Source organism: Moraxella sp. HMSC061H09 (assembly GCF_001809255.1).
GTDB lineage: Bacteria > Pseudomonadota > Gammaproteobacteria > Pseudomonadales > Moraxellaceae > Moraxella > Moraxella catarrhalis.
This window is the reverse complement of sequence record NZ_KV796856.1, coordinates 96,204-118,702: the sequence shown is the minus strand read 5'-3', so window position 1 is coordinate 118,702 and position 22,499 is coordinate 96,204. Positions and strand designations below refer to the sequence as shown.

The 22,499-nt window shown below is 42.7% G+C and carries 18 protein-coding genes; 8 read left to right on the top strand and 10 right to left on the bottom strand.

All coding sequences use genetic code 11. The features are described from left to right. Positions 1 to 199 precede the first annotated feature (199 nt). Positions 200 to 745 (bottom strand): tRNA (cytidine(34)-2'-O)-methyltransferase, encoded by a 546-nt coding sequence (locus HMPREF2573_RS07010; RefSeq protein ID WP_003658094.1) that lies wholly within the window; start codon positions 743 to 745, stop codon positions 200 to 202. 247 nt (positions 746 to 992) lie between these two features. Here HMPREF2573_RS07010 and HMPREF2573_RS07005 point away from each other — a divergent pair, with 247 nt between their 5' ends. Next, a complete protein-coding gene (locus tag HMPREF2573_RS07005) occupies positions 993 to 1,133 on the top strand; it encodes an entericidin A/B family lipoprotein (RefSeq protein ID WP_003658093.1) in 141 nt (46 codons plus the stop codon). Between the two features lie 81 nt (positions 1,134 to 1,214). Here HMPREF2573_RS07005 and hemW read toward each other — a convergent pair whose 3' ends face one another. The 3 genes from hemW to HMPREF2573_RS06990 are packed head-to-tail and all read right to left on the bottom strand — an operon-like array spanning position 1,215 to position 4,049. Beyond that, the gene (hemW, locus tag HMPREF2573_RS07000; protein WP_003658089.1) at positions 1,215 to 2,390 is read right to left on the bottom strand and encodes a radical SAM family heme chaperone HemW; all 1,176 of its coding nucleotides are present in this window, start codon (positions 2,388 to 2,390) and stop codon (positions 1,215 to 1,217) included. 13 nt (positions 2,391 to 2,403) lie between these two features. Continuing rightward, a complete protein-coding gene (locus HMPREF2573_RS06995; protein ID WP_003658087.1) occupies positions 2,404 to 3,579 on the bottom strand; it encodes a DEAD/DEAH box helicase in 1,176 nt (391 codons plus the stop codon). 29 nt (positions 3,580 to 3,608) lie between these two features. Next, a complete protein-coding gene (locus HMPREF2573_RS06990) occupies positions 3,609 to 4,049 on the bottom strand; it encodes a hypothetical protein (protein ID WP_003658085.1) in 441 nt (146 codons plus the stop codon). 349 nt (positions 4,050 to 4,398) lie between these two features. On the opposite strand from HMPREF2573_RS06990, the gene cysT reads away from it, so the two are divergent. The 3 genes from cysT (at position 4,399) to HMPREF2573_RS06975 (ending at position 6,973) form a co-directional block, all read left to right on the top strand. Next, the gene (gene cysT, locus HMPREF2573_RS06985; RefSeq protein ID WP_003659848.1) at positions 4,399 to 5,277 is read left to right on the top strand and encodes a sulfate ABC transporter permease subunit CysT; all 879 of its coding nucleotides are present in this window, start codon (positions 4,399 to 4,401) and stop codon (positions 5,275 to 5,277) included. 44 nt (positions 5,278 to 5,321) lie between these two features. Next, positions 5,322 to 6,161 carry a sulfate ABC transporter permease subunit CysW gene (cysW, locus tag HMPREF2573_RS06980; protein ID WP_003659849.1) on the top strand — a complete coding sequence of 280 codons (840 nt, stop codon included), beginning with the start codon at positions 5,322 to 5,324 and terminating at the stop codon, positions 6,159 to 6,161. 92 nt (positions 6,162 to 6,253) lie between these two features. Then, positions 6,254 to 6,973 (top strand): sulfate/molybdate ABC transporter ATP-binding protein, encoded by a 720-nt coding sequence (locus HMPREF2573_RS06975; RefSeq protein ID WP_003658078.1) that lies wholly within the window; start codon positions 6,254 to 6,256, stop codon positions 6,971 to 6,973. Positions 6,974 to 7,014: 41 nt separating this feature from the next. Here the strand turns inward: HMPREF2573_RS06975 and radA are convergent, their stop codons facing one another. Continuing rightward, positions 7,015 to 8,433: a DNA repair protein RadA gene (radA, locus tag HMPREF2573_RS06970; protein WP_070473004.1), complete on the bottom strand. Its 1,419-nt coding sequence runs from the start codon at positions 8,431 to 8,433 to the stop codon at positions 7,015 to 7,017. A 297-nt stretch (positions 8,434 to 8,730) separates the two neighbouring features. Between radA and HMPREF2573_RS06965 the strand changes: the two genes are divergently transcribed. Then, positions 8,731 to 10,563 (top strand): phosphoenolpyruvate carboxykinase (GTP), encoded by a 1,833-nt coding sequence (locus tag HMPREF2573_RS06965; protein ID WP_003673153.1) that lies wholly within the window; start codon positions 8,731 to 8,733, stop codon positions 10,561 to 10,563. Between the two features lie 156 nt (positions 10,564 to 10,719). Here the strand turns inward: HMPREF2573_RS06965 and HMPREF2573_RS06960 are convergent, their stop codons facing one another. The 3 genes from HMPREF2573_RS06960 to HMPREF2573_RS06950 form a co-directional block, all read right to left on the bottom strand. Beyond that, the gene (locus HMPREF2573_RS06960) at positions 10,720 to 13,599 is read right to left on the bottom strand and encodes a LysM peptidoglycan-binding domain-containing protein (RefSeq protein WP_070473001.1); all 2,880 of its coding nucleotides are present in this window, start codon (positions 13,597 to 13,599) and stop codon (positions 10,720 to 10,722) included. A 194-nt stretch (positions 13,600 to 13,793) separates the two neighbouring features. Then, positions 13,794 to 14,351, bottom strand: a complete 558-nt coding sequence (locus tag HMPREF2573_RS06955) for a DUF4440 domain-containing protein (protein WP_003659858.1) — start codon at positions 14,349 to 14,351, stop codon at positions 13,794 to 13,796. A 153-nt stretch (positions 14,352 to 14,504) separates the two neighbouring features. Beyond that, positions 14,505 to 15,713: a CNNM domain-containing protein gene (locus HMPREF2573_RS06950; protein ID WP_003673873.1), complete on the bottom strand. Its 1,209-nt coding sequence runs from the start codon at positions 15,711 to 15,713 to the stop codon at positions 14,505 to 14,507. A 273-nt stretch (positions 15,714 to 15,986) separates the two neighbouring features. On the opposite strand from HMPREF2573_RS06950, the gene yajC reads away from it, so the two are divergent. The 3 genes from yajC to secF all read left to right on the top strand — a co-directional run bounded on the left by yajC (position 15,987) and on the right by secF (position 19,465). Continuing rightward, positions 15,987 to 16,322 carry a preprotein translocase subunit YajC gene (yajC, locus tag HMPREF2573_RS06940; RefSeq protein WP_003658058.1) on the top strand — a complete coding sequence of 112 codons (336 nt, stop codon included), beginning with the start codon at positions 15,987 to 15,989 and terminating at the stop codon, positions 16,320 to 16,322. 119 nt (positions 16,323 to 16,441) lie between these two features. Further along, on the top strand, positions 16,442 to 18,319 hold the full coding sequence (gene secD / locus HMPREF2573_RS06935) for a protein translocase subunit SecD (RefSeq protein WP_003658056.1): 1,878 nt from the start codon (positions 16,442 to 16,444) through the stop codon (positions 18,317 to 18,319). Between the two features lie 9 nt (positions 18,320 to 18,328). Continuing rightward, positions 18,329 to 19,465, top strand: a complete 1,137-nt coding sequence (secF, locus tag HMPREF2573_RS06930; RefSeq protein WP_003671301.1) for a protein translocase subunit SecF — start codon at positions 18,329 to 18,331, stop codon at positions 19,463 to 19,465. Positions 19,466 to 19,637: 172 nt separating this feature from the next. Here the strand turns inward: secF and HMPREF2573_RS06925 are convergent, their stop codons facing one another. Both HMPREF2573_RS06925 and HMPREF2573_RS06920 read right to left on the bottom strand, forming a co-directional pair. Next, positions 19,638 to 20,798, bottom strand: a complete 1,161-nt coding sequence (locus HMPREF2573_RS06925; protein ID WP_003658052.1) for a D-alanyl-D-alanine carboxypeptidase family protein — start codon at positions 20,796 to 20,798, stop codon at positions 19,638 to 19,640. A gap of 173 nt (positions 20,799 to 20,971) precedes the next feature. Further along, positions 20,972 to 22,366 carry a Na+/H+ antiporter NhaC family protein gene (locus tag HMPREF2573_RS06920; RefSeq protein WP_003659863.1) on the bottom strand — a complete coding sequence of 465 codons (1,395 nt, stop codon included), beginning with the start codon at positions 22,364 to 22,366 and terminating at the stop codon, positions 20,972 to 20,974. Positions 22,367 to 22,499 lie beyond the last annotated feature (133 nt).

The following is a 22,499-nucleotide window of genomic DNA, read 5'->3' as shown; positions in this document are numbered from 1 at the left end:
GCTCATAAGGATTGCTCTAAGGCAATGGCAATTAAGGTGGCGTTGGTAGAGTACGCCAACACCCTAAGTCAAACCAGCCGCTGATTAAAGACAGCTTGATTAGCTCAAATTGGCGATAGCACTGTTAAGGGCATTACCGTATACCCCTGTTGGGGCTTGTTTTGACCAGCCGTGTTCAAGCCGCAACGCATAGCTTGTATTATCTTGATGTGGGTTTGTGATAGCCCACACTTTGCCCAATATCGCCCACAAACCCAAGTTGACGCCATACTTCATAAAGGCAAATACCAACGCTATTGGCTAAATTCAAACTGCGTGAATCTGGCAACATAGGCAGCCGTAGCCAATGATTAGCACCAATATCAGCACGCACCTCTTCAGGTAATCCATCGGTCTCCGAACCAAATACCAAGGCGACTTTATGCTGATCATTATCCAGCTTAAATTGATATTCATAAAACGGACGGCTAAACTTGGTCGTCATGGCAACAATACGCTCCACGCCCAACGATTTTAGTGCCGATTTTGTCTCTTGCCAATTATCGTGAACGCTTAAAGTTGCGTATTCATGATAATCAAGCCCTGCCCGTTTTAAGCGAGTATCATCCAACTCAAATCCAAGCGGTTTGACCAAATGTAGCTGAGCACCTGTATTGGCACATAAGCGGATGATGCTGCCAGTATTATTGGGAATTTTTGGGGAAAATAGCACGATATGAATGAGTGCATCTGAAAACTGTGACATGAACTTTACTAACAAATATGGCGATGCTACCTATTGTACTCTGAAACGACCTATTGTGCCATATTTTGATTGAATTCAAAGATAAAATTTATAAACCCTACCAAAAGTTTACAAAGTGTAATAAAGTATTATAAAATCACATCTATTGCTAGAAATTCATCAAAAACTTCGTTAAGATAGTAGGGTGAGTTTACAGATTCACATGAATTTCATACATGAATTTAATTAAATCATTAAGGAATAGCTCATGAAAAAAGTACTGGTTGCTTCTATCGCTGCCGTTGTTGTTTTGACTGGTTGCAACGCTATAAAAGGTTTTGGTAAAGATGTCTCAAAAGCTGGCGAAGCCGTATCAGACACCGCACAAAAAGTTGAAAAGAAAATCTAATTTTGGCTTAATTTCTAATTTTATCTTAAGTTAATCTTAAAAAAGACCCACTCAGATGAGTAGGTCTTTCTATCTATCAGTTTATATAAATTGACTGACCAAATAATTCACATATCGAAACCCAAGACGGGTCGGTGCAATGCGTAATGGATCCAAAACCATCAATCCTTGATGTTGTAAAGGCAGCATCTCATTATCAATCGTGCTGATTAATAGCCCCGTACGCGTTTCAAACACATCAGTGCTTACCCCATCTTTTAATCGCAGTGCATTCATCATAAATTCAAACGGCAAATTGTCATCAGAGATACGCTCAAAGTTGACCATTTTGGGTGCATCTTCAAACGCAAGATAATCCTTAGGTTGACGTGATTTTTGATAACGATAAATGCCATCTTGGTAATCTGGGTGATTTTTTAAGGTCAACTTACCATGTGCTCCAGCACCGATTGCCAAATAATCGCCAAATTGCCAATAGTTCAGATTATGCTGACATGGAGCATCATTTGGACCATGCCAAGCACTGACTTCATAATTATAAAATCCATGCTTTGTCAGTACACTTTGTCCCAAAGTTTCAATTTCTGCCATGATCTCTTCATCTGGCAACTGTGGTGGTGTACAATAAAAGGTCGTATTCGGCTCTATCGTCAGTTGATACCAAGATAAGTGAGTTGCACCAGCATCAATGGCAGTTTGAATATCATTCACCGCTTTTGATGGGTTTTGATTGGGCAAGCCATACATCAAATCTGCATTGACACGATCAAAACCTGCTATGCGTGCAGCACGAATGGCATTTGATGCTTGATCAGGATTGTGAATACGCCCCAACACTGTTAAGGCGTTGTGATCAAAGCTTTGTACGCCAATGGATAAGCGATTAATACCGATAGTGAGATACTCATCAAAAGGTGAATGCTCAAGTGTGCCAGGATTTGCCTCGAGTGTTATCTCACATGTCGGTGCAAAATCATAAATTAACCGCAATCCGTCAAATAATCGTTTAAACGATTCAATGGGCAATAACGATGGTGTGCCACCACCGATAAATACCGTATCAATTTGACGATTTGATACCAAGCTTTGTTGTGATACAGCATCGCTAAGCAATGCTTCTATATAGTTTTCAAATGGTACTTGGCTTGGCAAAGCGTGCGAGTTAAAATCACAATACGGGCATTTTTTGACACACCAAGGAATGTGAATGTATAGTGATAATGGAATATGAGCAGGGTCTAATAAATCAGGGTACATGTGTTCATGATTCCTATTTATGCTCATCTAAAAACTCAAATTGATTGAGTTTGAATTTTTGATCAATATGCCGTTCAAGTGCAGGCAAGTTAAAGGCATCATTTTCACTAACAAAACTGATGGACACACCACTCAAACCCGCTCGCCCTGTACGACCGATACGATGCACATAGTCATCGGGCATATCAGGTAAAGTATAATTGATCACATGCGTCACATCATCCACATGAATGCCACGCCCTGCCACATCGGTTGCTACCAGTACATTGACCTCGCCATCTTTAAAACGCTGCAAGTAACGCTCTCGTTTTTGCTGAGCCACATCTCCAGACAGCATCGTAACCTTGTGATGACGACGCAAATAATCGTATAGGCGTTTAACTTGATCTTTGCGATTGGCAAAAATGATCGTTTTTTTCACCGAATCATCTGCCAAAATTTGCTTAAGTGCGCTCGTTTTTTCACGCTCAGTGACCAAATAAAATTGTTGATCAATCGCCTGATTGGTTTTACTTTCAGGTGCAATCTCAACAAATGCTGGCTGATGTAGCCAACGATAAGCCAGATTCATCACATCTTGATTAAAAGTTGCCGAAAATAATAGGCTTTGGCGTTCGGTATTGCTTGGCATATGTCTGACAATACGCTTGATATCAGGGATAAAACCCATATCCAGCATACGATCAGCTTCATCAAGCACGAATACCTCAACACGATCCAAAAAAAGCTCGCCTTTATTAACCCAATCGATGATACGCCCCGGTGTGCCAATCAAAATATCCAGCGGTCTTTTATGCAACTGCTCAAGTTGTTTATCAAAATCAGAGCCGCCTGTAATACACAAATTATAAAGCTGGCTAAATCGGGTCAGTTCACGGCAATCTGCCAAAATCTGCTGTGCAAGCTCTCTGGTAGGTGCCAAAACCAATGCTCTAGGTTCGCCAAGATAGCGAATTTCATCAGCTTGAAACGGACGCTTTAACAGCGACTCAATGATGGTAATCAAAAATGTCGCTGTCTTGCCTGTGCCTGTTTGTGCCTGTCCAATGGCATCTTGATTTGCCAATGTATGTGGCAAAATCTGTGCTTGAATGGGGGTTAATTGATCAAATTTTAATGCTTGCACCGCCTTTAAAATTGGCTCGGATAGTGGTAAATCATCAAAATTTTTAACAGTCGTTTCGGTCATAAAATACCATCAAGCTTATAGCATTGTGATTAGTTTTTGGGAGTTTTAAGCACTTGATCAAGGCAAGAATAAAAAGATGACTCGCCCACACCCATCACAAACGCTTGTTTTTCGGCGTCGGTTTTTTGAACCGATTCTTGGAATATTCTATCAATAGCACCTTTCCAATACTTATCAAGCATCGTGGCGGTCTCTGGGTCAAGGTCGATGAGATCCTTCAGCTCAGCCATACGCTTATCATGGTTGGTTAGTGCCTCAGATTTTGTTGCACCACCTTGATGATCGCCAGCAATATGCATCACACCATACGCTGAAAAATCACAAAAATCTATAGCCATTTGCTCTTCTTGGGTTAACGATACTTCAGGTGCTTCAGACGCTTTGGGGGCAGCAGTTTTTGCATAAGTCACTGTCGGTAAGCTCAACACCAAAATCGCCAAACCACGCATCCATTTATTTTTCATCATCATAGTCATCTCTTTATAGTTTATTTTAGATTAAGGCGAATTACGAACGCCAATCATCCAAGTTCACGCCTACAGCGTTTTGATTAGTTAAAATGGCATAGCATCAGTCATCTGATCATGCCAAACCTTGCTATTATCGCATGTTTGATAAAGTTTGAAAAGCTCTATTATCCTTCAAAAGATACAAGATGATGGTATCGCATGCTACAGTGGTCTAAATTTGATATCTAAATTCTATAAAGGAAAATAAAAAGTCAATTTTTACACTTAAAGTTTATCAACCAATGCCGTAAAGTAAAGCTATCTTTTGAATTTATCACCAAGTATCCATCGTATCATTAGGATTGTTATCATGCTAAATCAGCCAATACCCCTCAAAAATCGTGCACGCCGAGTGATGCCATTTTTTGGGCTAAGTATGGGTATTAGTATCTTTGCACTTGGTTTGTTGGTGATTTTACCCTTTTTGATGATGATTTTGACGACATTACAAATGAGTTTTGATGACATCATGCAGACGATTCGTGAGCCACAAGTGTTTGCAGCAATTAAGCTATCTTTATCCATGGCAATGCTTGCCACCCTGACCAATTTGATTTTTGGTACGCTGGCAGCTTGGGTGTTGGTGCGTTATGAGTTTTGGGGTAAGTCCTTTTTAAATGCTTTGGTTGATCTACCGTTTGCCCTGCCAACAGCGGTAACTGGCATCGCTCTTGCCACACTTTATGCACCCAATGGCTTGTTTGGTCAATGGTTTACACACCTTGGGATACTGCTGTTTAATGAGCCAATAAAAATTGCGTTTACACCGATTGGTATTTGGCTGGCTTTGGTGGTGGTTAGCTTTCCTTTTATTGTACGGGCAGTGCAGCCAGTACTTGCTGAGCTTTCAGTAGAATTTGAAGAAGCGGCAGCGGTGATGGGTGCTGGTCGCTTGACCACATTTTGCCGTGTGATTTTACCCGAGATTAGCCCAGCAATGCTAATCGGTGCTGGTATGATGTTTGCTCGTGCCACAGGTGAGTACGGTTCAGTGATTTTTATCGCTGGCAATATCCCCATGCAATCGGAGATTTTGCCTTTAATCATTGTCTCAAAGCTTGAGCAATTTGATGTCGCAGGTGCAGCTTGCGTGTCGTTATTTATGCTTTTAATCTCATTGGTTTTTTTGTTTACCATGAATTTTATCCAGTGGAAACTCTCAGCCAGACTGGGCGCAAAAACCAACTGATTTATCATGATAACAACTATCTTAATCATACTCTAAGGTCAACTATGTCTCATACAAGCTCTTATTCATACCAAAAAAATCCTGCCACCCGTGATAAACCTTGGGTTAGATGGAGTTTGATTGGCATAGCGGTGGTATTTATGGGCGTCATGCTGGTTGTGCCACTCGTGTCTGTTTTTTATGAAGCACTAAAAGAAGGATGGCAAGCGTATCAAGCAGCACTACTTGAGCCTGATGCACTTGCATCTATTAAGCTGACTTTAATCACAGCAGCGATTATCTTACCCATCAATACGATCATTGGCGTAGCGTTGGCGTATTTGATTACACGCCATCAATTTCGTGGCAAATTTGTGATCACCACATTGCTTGATTTGCCCTTTGCCGTGTCGCCTGTGGTGGCGGGCTTGATGTTTGTACTGGTCTTTGGTGCCAATACACGACTTGGCGGCTATCTTGAGAGTATGGGGATTCAGGTGATTTTTGCGACAACGGGGATTGTACTTGCAACTTTATTTGTCACCTTTGCATTTATCGCACGAGAGCTGATTCCGCTTATGCAGGCTCAAGGCGACAGCGAAGAACAAGCCGCTTTGACGCTTGGTGCTAACGGCTGGCAGATGTTTTGGAAAGTCACTTTACCCAATATCAAATGGGCGCTGCTTTATGGCATTATCCTAACCAATGCACGCGCTATGGGTGAATTTGGGGCGGTATCGGTAGTATCTGGGCATATCCGAGGCGAGACCAACACTGTGCCTTTAATGATTGAAATTGCATACAACGAATATGCATTTACATTGGCATTTGCACTCTCAAGCTTGCTTGCACTACTTGCCTTGATTACTTTGGTCGCTCAAGGATTGATGAGCCATAAAAAATAGCACTGATGACATTTTGGTTAAGTAAGACTTACATCAAAATTTACATATATTTATTAATCTTTCTAAACAGTTATCTTCTATGAGTATTAAACATGAGTATTAAAATCCAAAACATCCATAAAACTTTCGGGGATTTTGTTGCCTTAGGTGAAATCAGCATTGATATTTCAACAGGTGAGCTGACAACTTTATTAGGTCCATCAGGCTGTGGCAAGACAACTTTGCTACGCATCATTGCAGGTCTTGAAAATGCAGACAACGGGCGGATATATTTTGACAGTATCGATGTAACTGATATACCAGTGCAACACCGTGGTATCGGTTTTGTGTTTCAGCAATATGCGTTATTTCGACATCAAACGGTTGCACAAAACATTGCTTTTGGCTTGACGCTGTTGCCTCGCAATACACGCCCTTCTGCCAATACAATCGATCGGCGTGTGGATGAGCTGCTTGATTTGGTGCAACTTAGCCACACCAAAACCCGCTATCCGCATGAGCTATCAGGTGGCCAGCGTCAGCGTGTTGCTTTGGCACGTGCACTGGCGACCGAGCCTAAGCTGCTGCTACTTGATGAGCCTTTTGGCGCGCTTGATGCCAAAGTGCGTAAATCGCTGCGTGATTCGCTCAAAGACATTCAGCGTGAAATTGGTATCACCAGCATCTTGGTTACGCATGACCAAGAAGAAGCTCAAGCCATATCTGATAAAATTGTCATTATGAATCATGGGCAAATTGAGCAAATTGGCACACCAAGCAAGTTATTTGCCCAGCCAAGCAGTGATTTTGTGGTGGATTTTTTGGGCTTATAAGCGATGAGCCATCGGTCCAAAATTCAATAGGCATATGGTGTTTAACCTGCATTAATCTCAAAAGCTTGATAAATCGCTTCATCAAGCCTATCAACCGCAATGATTTGAATATTTTTAAATTGTGGATGATTGGCTGCAGGTGCATTGGCTCTAGGGACGATGGCATGGGTAAAACCATGCTTCATTGCCTCTTTTAGGCGTTCTTGACCATTTGGCACAGGGCGAATCTCGCCAGACAATCCCACCTCACCAAATACACACAGTCTGACAGGCAGTGGTTTTTCTTTGATGCTAGATGCACAAGCAATCAGCACCGCCAAATCTGAACCAGTTTCCATAACTTTAACACCGCCTACAACATTGACATACACATCCATACCACTAGTGTGAATGCCACCATGACGGTGCATAACCGCAAGGAGCATGGACAGACGCTGATAATCAAGCCCAAGTGCCATGCGTCTGGGTTGACCCTGAGAGTCATCCACCAAGGCTTGCACCTCCACAAGTAGGGGGCGTGTACCTTCACGGCTGACCATCACCACCGACCCTGCAATGGGCTTATCATAGCGGCTTAGAAAAATGGCGGAGGGGTTGGCAACCTCCTTTAATCCTGTATCCGTCATGCCAAAAATTCCCAACTCATTGACCGCCCCAAAACGGTTTTTGATGGCACGAATCATTCTAAAACGACTGTCTGATTCACCCTCAAAATACAGCACCGTATCCACCATGTGTTCTAGCACACGAGGCCCTGCCAATGCTCCTTCTTTGGTAACATGTCCCACCAAAAACAGTGCCGTGCCTGTCTGTTTGGCATAACGGGTTAAGACGGCGGCGGATTCACGGATTTGGGCAACCCCTCCGGGGGCGGACTGTATGGCTTCGGTAAAGAGTGTTTGAATTGAATCAATGACAGCAATGGCAGGCTGTTCGGTGGTGAGTGCTGCACAAATGGTATCAACATTAGTTTCGGCTAAGACACGCAGGCGATCGGTTGGTAGTCCAAGTCGCACTGCACGCATGGCAACCTGCGACAGACTTTCCTCGCCTGTGATATATAAAGCAGAACCCGATAGTGAATCACCTGCTGCCATGTTAATGGCAGTTTGTAGTAAGATTGTGGATTTGCCAATACCAGGGTCGCCCCCAATTAACCCCACCGAGCCTGCCACAAGTCCACCGCCAAGCACTCGGTCAAATTCACCAATTCCCGTTGGCATGCGTGTTTCTAGCGTAACGCCAACATGGTCCAATGTCATCACAGCACTCACCGCTCCAGCATAGTTAGCGGTTTTTCTGGGTGCTGTGGTAGTTTTTGATTTATGATGATGTGGCAAACTGGTGTTAGGTGCCTCAACAAGAGTATTCCACTCACCGCAGTCTGTACATTGCCCTGCCCATTTTCCATAAATCGCCCCACAATTTTGGCAAATGTAGCTTGATTTAGCTTTAGCCATAGCTTATCCTAATCCATTGATTCAAATGATTTAATCAAATTGTAGCATTTTTTTGGTATGCTTGCTAAATTAACCTCTAATACAGCCAAACACACTTTATAATATCTTATCATTAAACATCAATTTTAAAAATATATCTATTTAATTTAATTATAGTACTTATCTTTCTGTATATTTTATGGTTTAATACTGCTTTTCACAGCGTCACTGCATTATTTTGTTACAATTTTGGTGCTTTATAAGCCTGCCTATACAAAAAACAGTGGAACGCCAATTTTCATAAAATGAGATCTCAACATGACTGCAAAGATAACTGCTCCAGATTTTGTTCGTCACCAAGCCTTGATTCATTGGGTGGCTGAAATTGCCGCTTTGACCAAACCTGCCGCCATCGAATGGTGCGACGGCTCTGAAGAAGAAAACCAGCGCCTAATCGATCTGATGATCAAAAACGGCACCATGATCAAATTAGATGAAGACAAGCACCCAAATTCGTATCTGGCATTCTCAGATCCGACAGATGTTGCACGTGTCGAAGATCGTACTTATATTTGCTCAAAAGAAGAAATCGATGCAGGTGCGACCAATAATTGGGTCGAGCCAAGCCAAATGCGTACCAAACTTAACGATTTGTTTGATGGTTGCATGGCAGGCCGTACCATGTATGTCGTACCTTTTAGTATGGGTCCTTTAGGTAGTCATATTGCCCATATTGGCATCGAAATTACAGACAGTCCCTATGTTGTCGTCAGTATGCGAAAGATGGCACGCATGGGCAAAGAGGTTTATGATGTGCTTGGGGCTGATGGCGAGTATGTGCCATGTGTACATACTGTAGGCTCGCCATTGACTGAAGGGCAAAAAGATGTGGCATGGCCATGCAATGATGATAAATATATCGTACATTTCCCCGAAACTCGTGAAATTTGGTCGTATGGATCAGGCTATGGCGGTAACGCTTTACTTGGTAAAAAATGTCTAGCATTACGCATCGCTTCTGCCATGGGGCGTGAACAAGGTTGGTTGGCTGAACATATGCTCATCTTAGGTGTAACCAACCCACAAGGCAAAAAACATTATATCGCAGCGGCATTCCCATCGGCATGCGGCAAAACAAACTTTGCCATGCTTATTCCACCAGCAGGCTATGAAGGCTGGAAAGTAGAAACGGTTGGCGATGATATTGCATGGATTAAGCCATCTGAAGATGGTAAGCTTTATGCCATCAACCCAGAAGCGGGCTTTTTTGGTGTCGCACCAGGTACCAACACCAAAACCAACTCAAACTGCATGAGTACTTTGGGTTCTGATGTTATCTACACCAATGTCGCTGTCACCGATGATGGTGAAGTTTGGTGGGAAGGTAAAACCAAAGAAACGCCAGCAAATTTGACCAACTGGAAGCGTGAGCCACACACAGGTGCAGAGCGTGCCGCTCATGCCAATGCACGCTTTACCGTTTCTGCAAAACAATGCCCGTCCATCGATCCACAATGGGAAAACCCCGAAGGTGTACCAATTTCTGCCTTTATCTTTGGCGGTCGTCGTGCAGATACTGTGCCTTTGGTATCAGAAGCATTTGATTGGGTAGATGGTGTTTATAAAGCGGCAACCATGGGTTCTGAAACCACCGCCGCCGCTACAGGTCAACAAGGTGTTGTACGCCGTGATCCATTTGCAATGTTACCATTTACTGGCTATAACATGGCAGACTACTTCAACCATTGGCTACAAATGGGTGAAAATCTTGGCAAAAAAGCCAAGGCGGCAGGCAACCAGTTGCCAAAAATGTTCAAAGTCAACTGGTTCCGCCGTGATACAAATGGTGACTTTGTATGGCCTGGTTTTGGTCAGAACATGCGTGTTCTGCAATGGATCATCGAACGCTGTGAAGGTACTGCTAACGCTGTCCGCACTCCGATTGGCTTAGTGCCAACCTATGATGATATCAATTGGGATCAGTCTGATTTTACCAAAGCACAATATGAGCTTGTCACCAGTCAAGACAAAGATGCTTGGATCAAAGAGCTTGAGAGCCATGCTGAACTTTTTGACAAGCTGGGTGAGCGTATGCCAACAGCACTCAAAGCACATAATGCCAAACTTAAAGCTGACATTGAGCAGGCATAAATGCCATCAGTGGCAATTTCCATATAAAAAAGCGGAAAATCAGTTTTCCGCTTTTTTATATGCTAAATGATAAAACCGTGAATAACAAGCTGATTAAACAACAAGCAACCAGCTTTAAAAAAGTTGGTTGCTTGTTGTTTTAAGACCTTGTATAAATTATTTATTTGGAACAGTCAAAACCTGCCCAATACGCAAATCGGCAGTAGGTTCTAAGTTATTCATTTTGGCAAGCTCTTGGGTACTAATACCATAGCGTCGTGCCAAAGCGATAAGCCCATCGCCTGCTTTGACGGTGTATGTCGTCGTTAGCTTGGGGACTTTTAAAGTTTGACCAATACGCAAATTGGCATTGGAAGCCAAACCATTTGCTGTCGCCAAATCACCGATTGCTACGCCAAAACGATTGGAGAGCATGGTTAGGCTGTCACCAGATCTGACGGTATAATTTTCAGTGATACCAATATTTGTATTAGCAGGCGTGCGTGTCGAATTATTTTTGGTATTTCCCAAACGAGATGGTGTGCTACTTTCAGCCTTGGCATCGCTGGGCAATTTGAGTGTTTGACCAATTAAGACACCATCTGTGACACTTAAGCCATTTTCTTTGGCTAAGGCGTGTAAACTGATGTTATATCTGCGAGCGATGGCAGTTAAGCTTTCACCTGATTGAACGCGATGTGTGGCGGTGCTTTGAGTGCTTTGATTATTTTTAGTAGACTGGGTGGCTTGTGATGTCTGTTGGGCTGATACTGGTTGGCGTTTGACTTTACCAGCGACAAGCCATAGCCTTTGACCAATCAAGATATGTGCATCATTCGCCAAATTATTATAACTGGCAAGCTGACCGACCGTTAATCCATGAGTAGCCGCAACCGATGTTAGGCTATCACCAGCACGCACGGTGTAGCTTTCGGGTTTATTCACTGATGGCGAGCTGGATGTATTAGCCATTGTGGTATTGGCTGTTTTGGCATCGCTGGGCAATTTGAGTGTTTGACCAATTAAGACACCATCTGTGACACTTAAGCCATTTTCTTTGGCTAAGGCGTGTAAACTGATGTTGTATTTGCGAGCGATGGCGGTTAAGCTTTCGCCAGCAGATACTTTATGGGTTGCTGAATTGGTATTGGCGGTTGATGTGCTTTGGCGAGATGGTGTTTGTGCTGATACTGGTTGGCGTTTGACTTTACCAGCGACAAGCCATAGCCTTTGACCAATCAAGATATGTGCATCATTCGCCAAATTATTATAACTGGCAAGCTGACCGACCGTTAATCCATGAGTAGCCGCAACCGATGTTAGGCTATCACCAGCACGCACGGTGTAGCTTTCAGGTTTTGGCTTGGGTCTTGATGCAGGTTCAGGACGAGGCCGACTTGGTGGCGGTGGGACTAAGACAGGTGGCGATGAGACGACTGGTATCGAAGCTGTGACAGGTGGAAGCTGAGGCTTGGGCTGAGAGATTGGTTCAGGAGTAGGACTGACCACTGTTATTTGTACAGGCTGAGCAGGCGGTGTTACAGCTACTTGCACAGGCTGAGTGGGCTGCTGTGCTACAGCTTGAGTTTTTGGCCCATCTGCAAAACTCAACATTTTAGTCTCACCACGAGCATCCAAAACCGACTGACCAGTTTGTACCGCATTTAGCTGAATATTGCCATCTTGAGGGCTAATTGCAGGCACTTCAGGACTGGTTTTTTGAATTTCTGCTGCAATCAAATTTATCTCAGATTTTGATAAAGCTGGTTCTTGCACAATGGGATTATTTGGTGTAACTTGTGCGATGGTGGTTGGTAGTGTATTGGCTGCGATTAATTCTTGTTGAGAGCTGGTGTTGGCTGTAGCACCAGACTTAGGTACCACATAGGTGATGCTCTGGGCAGGTGCTGTTGCGATATAATCGCCACCAAATCCATAGCCTTTTAAAGAAGCCAGCTGATTATCGATTTGGTTCGGCAAACTGTCAGGAATGACGATACGATTTGGACCAATCTCATCCACGGTAAAATTTAACAGTGCAGGATTTAATAAACGAAGCTCGCTGACTGACAAACCTGTCACTGTGGCAACCTCAGATAGGCTGACACCATAATTCACTGGCACTGTTCTAAAATGACTGTGGTTAGCGATGGCGGGTAAATTGATGCCATAAGTATTTGGCGACCTCACAATTTGAGCGACTGCTAAGAATCTTGGTACATAGTTCATGGTTTCAGTCGGTAGCTTAAGCGACCAATAATCTGTTGGCAATCCTTGATCTTGGTTGGCTTTGATGGCGCGCGAAACTCGCCCAGGCCCTGCATTATAAGCCGCCAAAGCCAGCTCCCAAGAACCAAATTGGTTATACAAACTTGTTAAAAAGTCATAAGCGGCACGCGTTGATTCAATGACATCACGGCGACCATCATATGTGGCACTTTGGTTCAAGCCATAAATTCGACCTGTGCTAGGAATAAATTGCCAAAGACCAGCGGCGGCGGCATTACTGGTCGCTGTTGGGTCATATGAGCTTTCAATGATTGGCAAAAGTGCCAATTCAGAGGGAATGCCACGGCGTTCAGCTTCGGCGACCGTATGATGTAGGTAGCGAGAAGCACGCGCAGTCAAGCGATCTAAATAGGTTTGGCGAGTATAAAACCATGATTTTTGAGCTTCAATGCGTGCATTGGTCATCTCATTAATGCGATAACCACGGCGAACCCGATCCCATAAATTACCATAGCGTTGAATCGCCAGTTCATCACCCTCCACCATGCTCATATCAGTCGCTTGTAATAACGCTTCTAATGCATCAAGCATCTGAACATCCAAAACATCTACATCTGCACCAGTCTTAGTATTACCCAAATTAGTATTACCTGACGAGATATTAATCTGCTGACTGGGCTTAGCTTGAGGTATGGGTTTTGGGGTTTGGCTAACAGGTTTAGCAGGTGTGCCTGTGCTACTACAAGCAACCAAAATACAAGATGAAATGGCAAGACTGAGCGGCTTTAAAATTTGTGTTGAGATCGAAGATTTGGTGTGTTTTTTCATTGTTATGTCCTTTGGTGGCCTAACTCAGTAATTGTTATCATGGAGGATTGGCAAAATAACCCAACTTGATTTTTGAACGATAATAATGCCTTATTTTGACAAATTTGGCAACCATTTGGATGGCCAATGGGCAATAAAAACCACCGAATTGACCTAAAAACGGTGGTTCATTCAAATTGGTTGATAAACTTGCCTTAATCAACGGTGACTTGTGACACTGATCTTAATAATACGGCATTATTACCAACCTGCGAAAAAGTGGCTCGAGAAGCGGTCTTAATTGTCACAGGCTTACCATCTTGAGTCCAAGTCTCGGTAGTTACAATCTGAGCTCTAGCCTGATTGCCTGTTACTACCACATCTGCCACATTAATACGATAGCGATAATCGCTGGATGTGGCCCAGCTTTTTTGAAGCAGTTGCAAGTAGCCTTCTTTATCCAAGCTGGTCGTTTTGCCACCCCGAGACAATGAAATGATGGCATCATCATCAATCAATCTTGAAATTTGGGCAATATTTTGAGCGTTGGCGGCGCTACTCATACTTGAAGCGTATCGGCTGACATCTTGTTCACTGATTGCATAAGCATTGGTAGTGATTAAGCTTTGTACGCCAATCATACCAATAAATAAGCCAATACTAGCACCTTTACCAAAAGACCTGCCTGTCAATTGAATGGCCGACCGAATCACTGCCGTCAGCATACTTGCGGCAACGGCTTTTCTTAAAACAGAACGGGTGCTGTATTTCATAAACCAACCCTTATACTCAATATACTTATCAATGAATGAATACGCCATGATGTATGACGGAGTAATCTTAAGCCAAAATAACACAGTAAGCTTAAAGTATGATGGCAAATTGTTATATTTTGTTTCATTTAGAAGTTATTTATTAGAGCCAGCCTACTTTTCATCAAACGGTGCATCTTCTTCTAGTTTTGCCCCCAAGCGTGCCATGCGTTTATCCATGAGTTGGCGTGCTAAAATCTGCATATCATCAACACGGTCAAATTCATCAACAATCTCAAGACCAAGCAAGGTTTCTAGCACATCTTCTAAGCTCACCAATCCTTTAACCTCACCAAATTCTCCTACCGCTAAAGCGATGTGAACTTGCTCTTTTAACATCAAATCCAACAAATCAAATAGTTTCATTTTGGCAAATACAAAGTTGATATCACGCCGAAATTGCTTGATGGGTGTATGAATTTCTTGATTTGCCTTAGCGATCAGTAAATCGGATTTTAATATAAACCCTGTGGCATTATCCAAATCTTCATCAAAGATTGGAAAACGAGAAAAAGGTAGTTTGGGATAGCTGGCAAAGACATCGCCTACCGTCATATTTTCATCAAACGCACTAACGACCGAACGAGGCGTCAAAATGTCTTCTACATTAATCATGCCCAATGCCAAAGAGTTTTTGATAATACGAGTTTCCATCTCGCTCATCTGCCCCAAGCTTTCCCCTTGATTGGCAAGTGCCAAAAACTCATGGCGATTAAAACCAATTTCTTGATTGCCACGAGTCAACATGCGTGAAATTTTTTCAGTCACCCAAATAATGGGTAATAATGCCACATTGATTGTACGCACATAATACGCCACAGGCATAGCAAATCGTCGCCAATATACCGTTCCGATGGTTTTTGGGATAATTTCTGTGCCAATCAAAATAATCAAAGTCATCACACCGCTAAATACCCCAAACCATGCATTACCAAAAACGATCACTGCTTGCGCGCCTGCACCAAGCGAACCTAATGTATGGGCAACAGTATTGAGTGTTAAAATTGCTGAAATTGATTTTTCGATGTGGTCAACTTTCACACTCTTAAGCAGTGCCGCTCCTTTGGGATTATCTTCTTCAAGCGTGTCAATATAAGAAGGTGTCATGGTTAACAATGTCGCTTCAGAAATAGAGCATAAAAATGACACGACTAAAGATAAACAAATAAAAAAAATCAATAACGCAAGATTGGTCGGTGTGCCACCAAGCTCAAACGCAGCAAATGCCGTTGAGGGGATAAATATAGCCGCTACTGATACAGTAAAAATAGCGATAGAAACAAAAGACAAATTTGCCAGATTTTGGGTTCTCGGTCGGGGCATAACACTGTAATGTTGTAAAAATTATCGCCCATATTAAGTGAAAATTAAGCGATGTGCAAGTATTGTTTTAAGCGAATTTTATTAAGCAACAGCAACAACACTAAAAATCCATACCAGACCTATAAAAATATGCTATGATATGCGTTATTTTGACTTTTACTTGTGTGATTTGGTTGGATGAATTCATCAAGTAAAGTTTATATTTTTAAATGAGCGGTGGTTTTGGATCATGACCAAAACGATTAACCGTCTTTTGATATTTAGGAGTTATTGATGTTAGACTTGGCCATTACCGCCGCACATGCGTCTACAGGTGCGCCTGCAGGTCAGCAGTCATTATTGATGAATTTGCTCATTCCTGTTGCTTTTTTTGCAATTTTTTATTTTTTAATCATTCGTCCACAATCTAAACGCAACAAGCAACACAAAGCCATGGTTGATGGCTTGACTGTTGGTAATGAAGTTGTCTTTGCTGGTGGTTTGATTGGCCGTATTAAAAAGGTTGAGGGTGATTATGCTGTCATCACATTGAATCATTCAACAGAGGTTAAGATTCAGCGTGCAAGCGTAGTCATGGTACTGCCTACAGGCACCATTGACAATATCTAATCCATCCTAAGCCCAAGCAATGATTTGGATAAATCAATCAAGTTGCTTGGGTCGGTCTTTTTCGCAACGTGATGGGGTTGACCCATTATCTTGCTCTATCTAATTAATAAGAATACTCTATGCACTACCCTGCTTGGAAATATATATTAATTGTTGTGGTGCTATTTATCTCTGGCATCTACGCATTACCCAACCTATACCCTGATGAGCCTGCTGTGCAAATTACAGGCGCGAGTGCAGGCACACAATTAACTCAAGATGTGCTAACACAAGCTGAAGGTCTGCTGACACAGGCAGGATTAAATCACCATAATGGTCGCTTTGAAAATAACAGCGCATTACTTCGTTTATCAAATGCTGAAGATCAGCTTAAGGCACAAGAAGTGCTGCGCCGAGACTTGGGCGAACAGTATGTAGTCGCACTCAATTTGGCACAAACCACCCCTGAATGGCTGCGTAATTTGGGTGCAGCTCCCATGAAATTGGGCTTAGATTTGCGTGGTGGTGTGAGATTTGTGTTAGAAGTTGATATGGCAAAAGCACTTGAACAGCGTCTTGCAACTGCCAGTCAAGATGTACGCCGTACACTGCGTGGTGAGCAAATCCCTGTTCAAAGCCTGCGTATCACTGATAATGGCATGGTGCTTACCTTTATAAATACAGATGATCGTGGACGTGCTCAATCTATCCTACAAAATCAAGTGGGTGCAGACTTTGCATTACGCCCCTTTGCTGATACTGAAGGTGCGGCACTTGAGCTGACTTATACTGATGCCAAAATTCAAGAGATTAATGAATATGCTGTTGGTCAAAACTTAACCACACTAAGAAATCGTATCAATGAGCTTGGCGTGGCTGAAGCATTGGTACAATCTCAAGGCACCAACCGCATCGTCGTTGAACTGCCTGGTGTACAAGACACCGCAGAAGCCAAACGGGTTTTGGGTCGTACCGCCAATCTTGAGTTTCGCATGGTGAGCGAACACGATATGAATTATGCAGGCGGTATTCCACCTGCAGGTACCGAAGCTTTTGCATTTGGTTCTTTGGACGGTCAGCCCATGTTGCTTGAACGCCAAACCATCATCACAGGCGAGCGTGTTCAAGGGGCACAGTCGGGTTTGGATGAGAATGGACGCCCACAGGTAAATATTACCCTAGATACAGCAGGCGGCAGACTCATGCAAAATGCCACACGCACTGCTGTGGGCAAGCAGATGGCCGTGCTATTTATTGAAAATAAGCAAAAGGTCAGCTTCCAAGAAGATTCATCAACTGGCGAGCTTGTTGAGGTGCGTACACCTTATACCGAGTCACGCATTATTAACCGTGCTACCATTCAGGCGGTACTTGGTTCTTCATTTGTGATCACAGGCTTAGATTCAGATGCAGAAGCAGGCGAGCTTGCGTTACTGTTACGCTCAGGCGCGTTAGCGGCACCGATGTACTTTGTTGAAGAGCGAACCATTGGCCCATCTTTGGGTCAAGATAATATCGATAAAGGATTATTCTCTACACAGGTTGGCTATCTGTTGGTATTTTTATGGATGATTGTGTTTTATCGTGCATTTGGTGTGATTGCAAATATTGCTTTAGCCTTTAATGTCATTATCATGGTTGCCATTATGTCCATTTTAGGATCATCGCTCACCCTACCTGGTATTGCTGGGATTGTGTTGACCATTGGTATGGCGGTTGATGCCAATGTGCTAATTTTTGAGCGTATTCGTGAAGAGCTTGCCAATGGTACTCGTGCAAAATCCGCCATTGTGGCAGGTTTTGATCGTGCATTTAGCTCAATTTTTGATGCCAATATCACCACGCTATTAATTGCATTTATCTTATTTGCCATCGGAACAGGACCAATCAAAGGTTTTGCAATCACGCTTGCAATTGGTATTATCAGTTCTTTGTTTACTGCGATTTTAGTCACTCGTGCCATGATTCAAATTTGGTATGGTCATCGCAAAAACTTAACCAAACTTAGCATCGGTTAGGAGTTAAAAATGAATAATGAAAATAACCCTATCGACCCAAATGCAGCACAGCCACCACGCCGTCGCCGTGTGCCGCGTCGTGATGGTAAAGGTGCCAATGCTGCCACAAATCAAGATGCTCTTGCCGATCAATCATTGATTGCCGACGCTGGTGATGAAGCTGCCGAAAAAGCCGGTGGTGTCAAACTCATCGCTAATCAGCGTATCATTCCTTTTATGAAGCTTGAAAAGCCCATGATAGTATTTTCGGTATTGTCTATACTCATAGGGCTGATAGCAATCATTGTCAAGGGTTTAAACTTTGGTTTGGATTTTACAGGTGGTGTGTCAGCCAATGTCGCTTATGAACAGCCTGTTGAGCAAGCACAAGTCATTAAAGCATTGGCTGACAATGGCTTTAATGATGCGGTTGCCCAATACCTAGGAACTCGCCAAGAGCTTTTGGTACGCTTACCGCCCCAAGATGGCTCAGCTGAAAATCTAAGTGCTTCTTTGGATCAGATTCTTAATTTTCCAAATAATCCATCAACCATTGATAGCATTAGCATTATCGGCAGCCAACTGGGCAATGAAATTTACCTAAATTCACTGCTTGCGATGTCTGTTGCACTTGGTATGATGCTCATTTATGTTGCAACACGATTCCAGTTCAAGCTGGCTTTGGGTGCCGTACTTGCTTTATTTCATGATGTGATTATCGTTGTTGGTATTTTTGCCATTATGGGCTGGCCATTTGACTTGACGGTTTTGGCAGCTGTATTGGCTTTGATTGGCTATTCGGTGAATGATACAATCGTTGTTTATGATCGTATTCGTGAGAATTTTCGCCGAGTGCGTGGTTTAACACCCCGTCAGGTGCTTGATTTATCACTGACAGAAACCTTAAGACGAACCATTATGACTGTCGGTACGGTGTTTGTTGTGGTTGTTGCCATGCTGTTCTTAGGTGGTGATGGTCTGTATTGGTTCTCTGTGGCGTTATTTATCGGTCTGATTGCTGGTACATATTCTTCCATTTATGTTGCAAGCTCTATTCCGCTGATGATGGGCCTATCAAGAGAGGACTTTGTGGTTAAAGTCAAACCTGAATTTGAAGAAGAAGTGGTCGTTTTTGCTGACCCCAATCTTCAAAATAGCAAAGATTAACTTGCCAATACTTGCCTGTATCACAATCAAAGGTAGCCATAAAATTTAATCATAAAAAAATGCCCAAAGGTTAGCGTCTAACTTTTGGGGCAGTTCAAAAAAAACCAAAAGCCACCCAAATAACAGTTTTGGGTGGCTTTTGCTATTCAGCCAAATGATTAGCCAATCAAAGTTACTGGCGATAAGCCAATTCAGTTAAAATGGTTTCAGCATCGCTCCATCGGTTTGCACTGTTTGATGCACCCAATAAAACAACAATGGCTGGGCGATTGTTAATGTTAGTTTCCATCACAACACTATAACCAGCTTCACGAATATAGCCTGTTTTTTGGACACCAATTGGGTAAGCACCTTCTCGTACTAGGCGATTGGTATTATTGCCTTTATAGATACGGTCGCCACTGCCATAATTGGCGATATAAAAATCATAATGTGGTGCTGTGGAAAAATTACGGATACTGTGATAGCGTGGACTACTATTGACCGCTTTCATCATGATTAATAAATCATTGGCTGATGACATATTGCGTGGATCTAAACCTGAAGAATCACTAAATTTCGTTTGATACATGCCCAAATCATACGCCTTTTGGTTCATTGCAGCAATAAAAGCATCATATCCACCGGGGTAAGTGCGTGCCAATGCTTTGGCAGCAGGGTTTTCAGAACGCATGAGCATCATCAAAGTAAACTCAGATCGTGTCATGCGGTCACCAGCTTTTAGGCGTGTGCTTGCTTGTTTTGCACCAATCAAGTCAGAGGCAATCAAAGTAATTTCTTCACGCATATCAAGCTCAGCATCCAAAATGACCATGGCGGTCATGACTTTACTGATAGAAGCTATTGAGCGTTGAACATCTGCATTCTTACCATAAATGAGCTTGCCATCTTGTAAATCATAGACCAAAACCGCTGCCGATCGTGTACTGATGGGCAACGCATAAAAACTATTTGTATAGCTGTTTTGGTCATTTAAGATGGCTGTTTGGGCGTTTAAGGTGGTGGTGTAAGCGGTTGTTTGGGTTTTGGTGCTTGAGATGACTTGTGGTTGAATATTCAGTTGGGTTTGTGCATAGCCTTCTTGTGACACCACATGCTCTTGGGGTGCTTGTGGTACTGCCTGCACGCTCACATTTGTCGTTGTGGTTACTTGGGCTGTCGGTTCAACATACACAGATTGAGAGGTGATTACCTGAGCAGGTTGCACATAAGTGGGCTGTACTGTTATACGCTGCTGACTGTTATCAACCGAAAATGCGTGTGCTTGATGAGCACCAGTGGTCATCGCAAGTAACATTGCCAAATGATGGCTATTTTGCTTGATGAATTTCATGAATTATCCCCTTTTTCAGATACTTTGTATTTTATCATAAAAATGATGAAAGTTTTTCTTGTGTAACAATTTTCATTCATCTGATACACCAATCATAGCCATTTTATTAACATATCACACATTTTAAGCTCTCAAGAGTAAGACTTATCAAGCATACAAACGCCCTATTGGCACTATGTCAACTTGGGTGATAAGCGTGTAATGGTCAATCCTGTTATCCCAAAAAACAGTGTCAATAAAAAGCACCAATAACAAAAAAATGCATACGGCACATACTCAATCACTGGCATCCCAAAAGTCCCAGCCAAAAACCCACCATAGACACCCCATGGCACTAAAGGATTAATCACCGTGCCTGCATCTTCAATGGTGCGTGATAGATTAATTGGATGCAAACCCAATCGCTGATATTCTGGTAAAAAGGCATTGCCTGATAATAATAAACTCAGATATTGTTCACCCACCAAAACATTAATGCCAAGTGAGGTAAATGCTGCGGCTGCCACGCCACGACTGGCATGGGTTAATAAATGACGCATGCCATCTAATAATGCTGGCAAGATACCCAATCCTTGCAAAAGCCCACCCAAAGACAATGCCAAAATAACCAACAGTTGACTAAAAAACATACTTTGTAAGCCGCCCCGTGATACCATTTTTGCCACATCACCCAATGCCAGCTCTTCTGCTGGCGTATATCCAGCAAAAAACCATCCACCCAAATCGGTCAAACTTGGGCTTGAATGTGTGTAGGTAATCATCAGTGCTGTTATGATGGTTGCAATAATGGTATAGATAGCATTGACTCGTAAAATGGCCAAAATGACAAGAACAGCAAAAGGTATTAATGAAAAACCATGCACTAAGCCACTGCTAAAAAGTTGCTCTTTGAGTATGGCAATGCCTGCAAGGTCGCTGATGGTATTGGTGGCTGATAAATACCAAAAAATTATGGCCGTGATGACCCAAGCAGGCACGGTAGTATACATCATATTTTTAATGTGGTCGAATAAATCAACGCCAACAAGTGAGGCGGCGATACTCGTTGTATCTGATAAAGGTGACATCTTATCACCAAATAACGCACCAGAGATGACAGCACCAGCCACAATGGCAGGATTTGCTCCAAAAGCGGTTGCCATACCCAAAAACGCAACGCCCACGGTTGCACAAGTGGTAAATCCACTGCCTAAGGCGATGCCCACAACCGATGATAAAATAAATGCCGACAGATAAAATACCTTGGCTGATAATATCTCAAATCCATAATAAATCAATGTTGGGATTGCCCCTGACATCATCAAAGCAGAAACCAAAAGACCGATGAAAGAAAATAAATAAATCGCACCCATTGCCGATCCCACACTGCCAATCATGCATGCTTGCATTTGCTCAAATTTGAGTTTATTTAATAAACCAAAAAATAACAGTGCTGCAATCACAACCAATAAAGACAAATGCGGTACCCAGCTCCAAGCAATCATCGTCAGACCAAGTAGTGCAACCAGAACACCTGCAATAGCAACCGCTTTGATGGGTCGCATGGTTAATAATGTATCTGAATTCATAAATAATCCCTAAAAATCACACAATACAGTATAAAATACCCATATCTGTGCTTGTTCCATCAATGGTATCATTTTAAAAACTTTGTTACCATCACTTGTATTTAAAAATAATATCCAAGTATCATCAAATCAA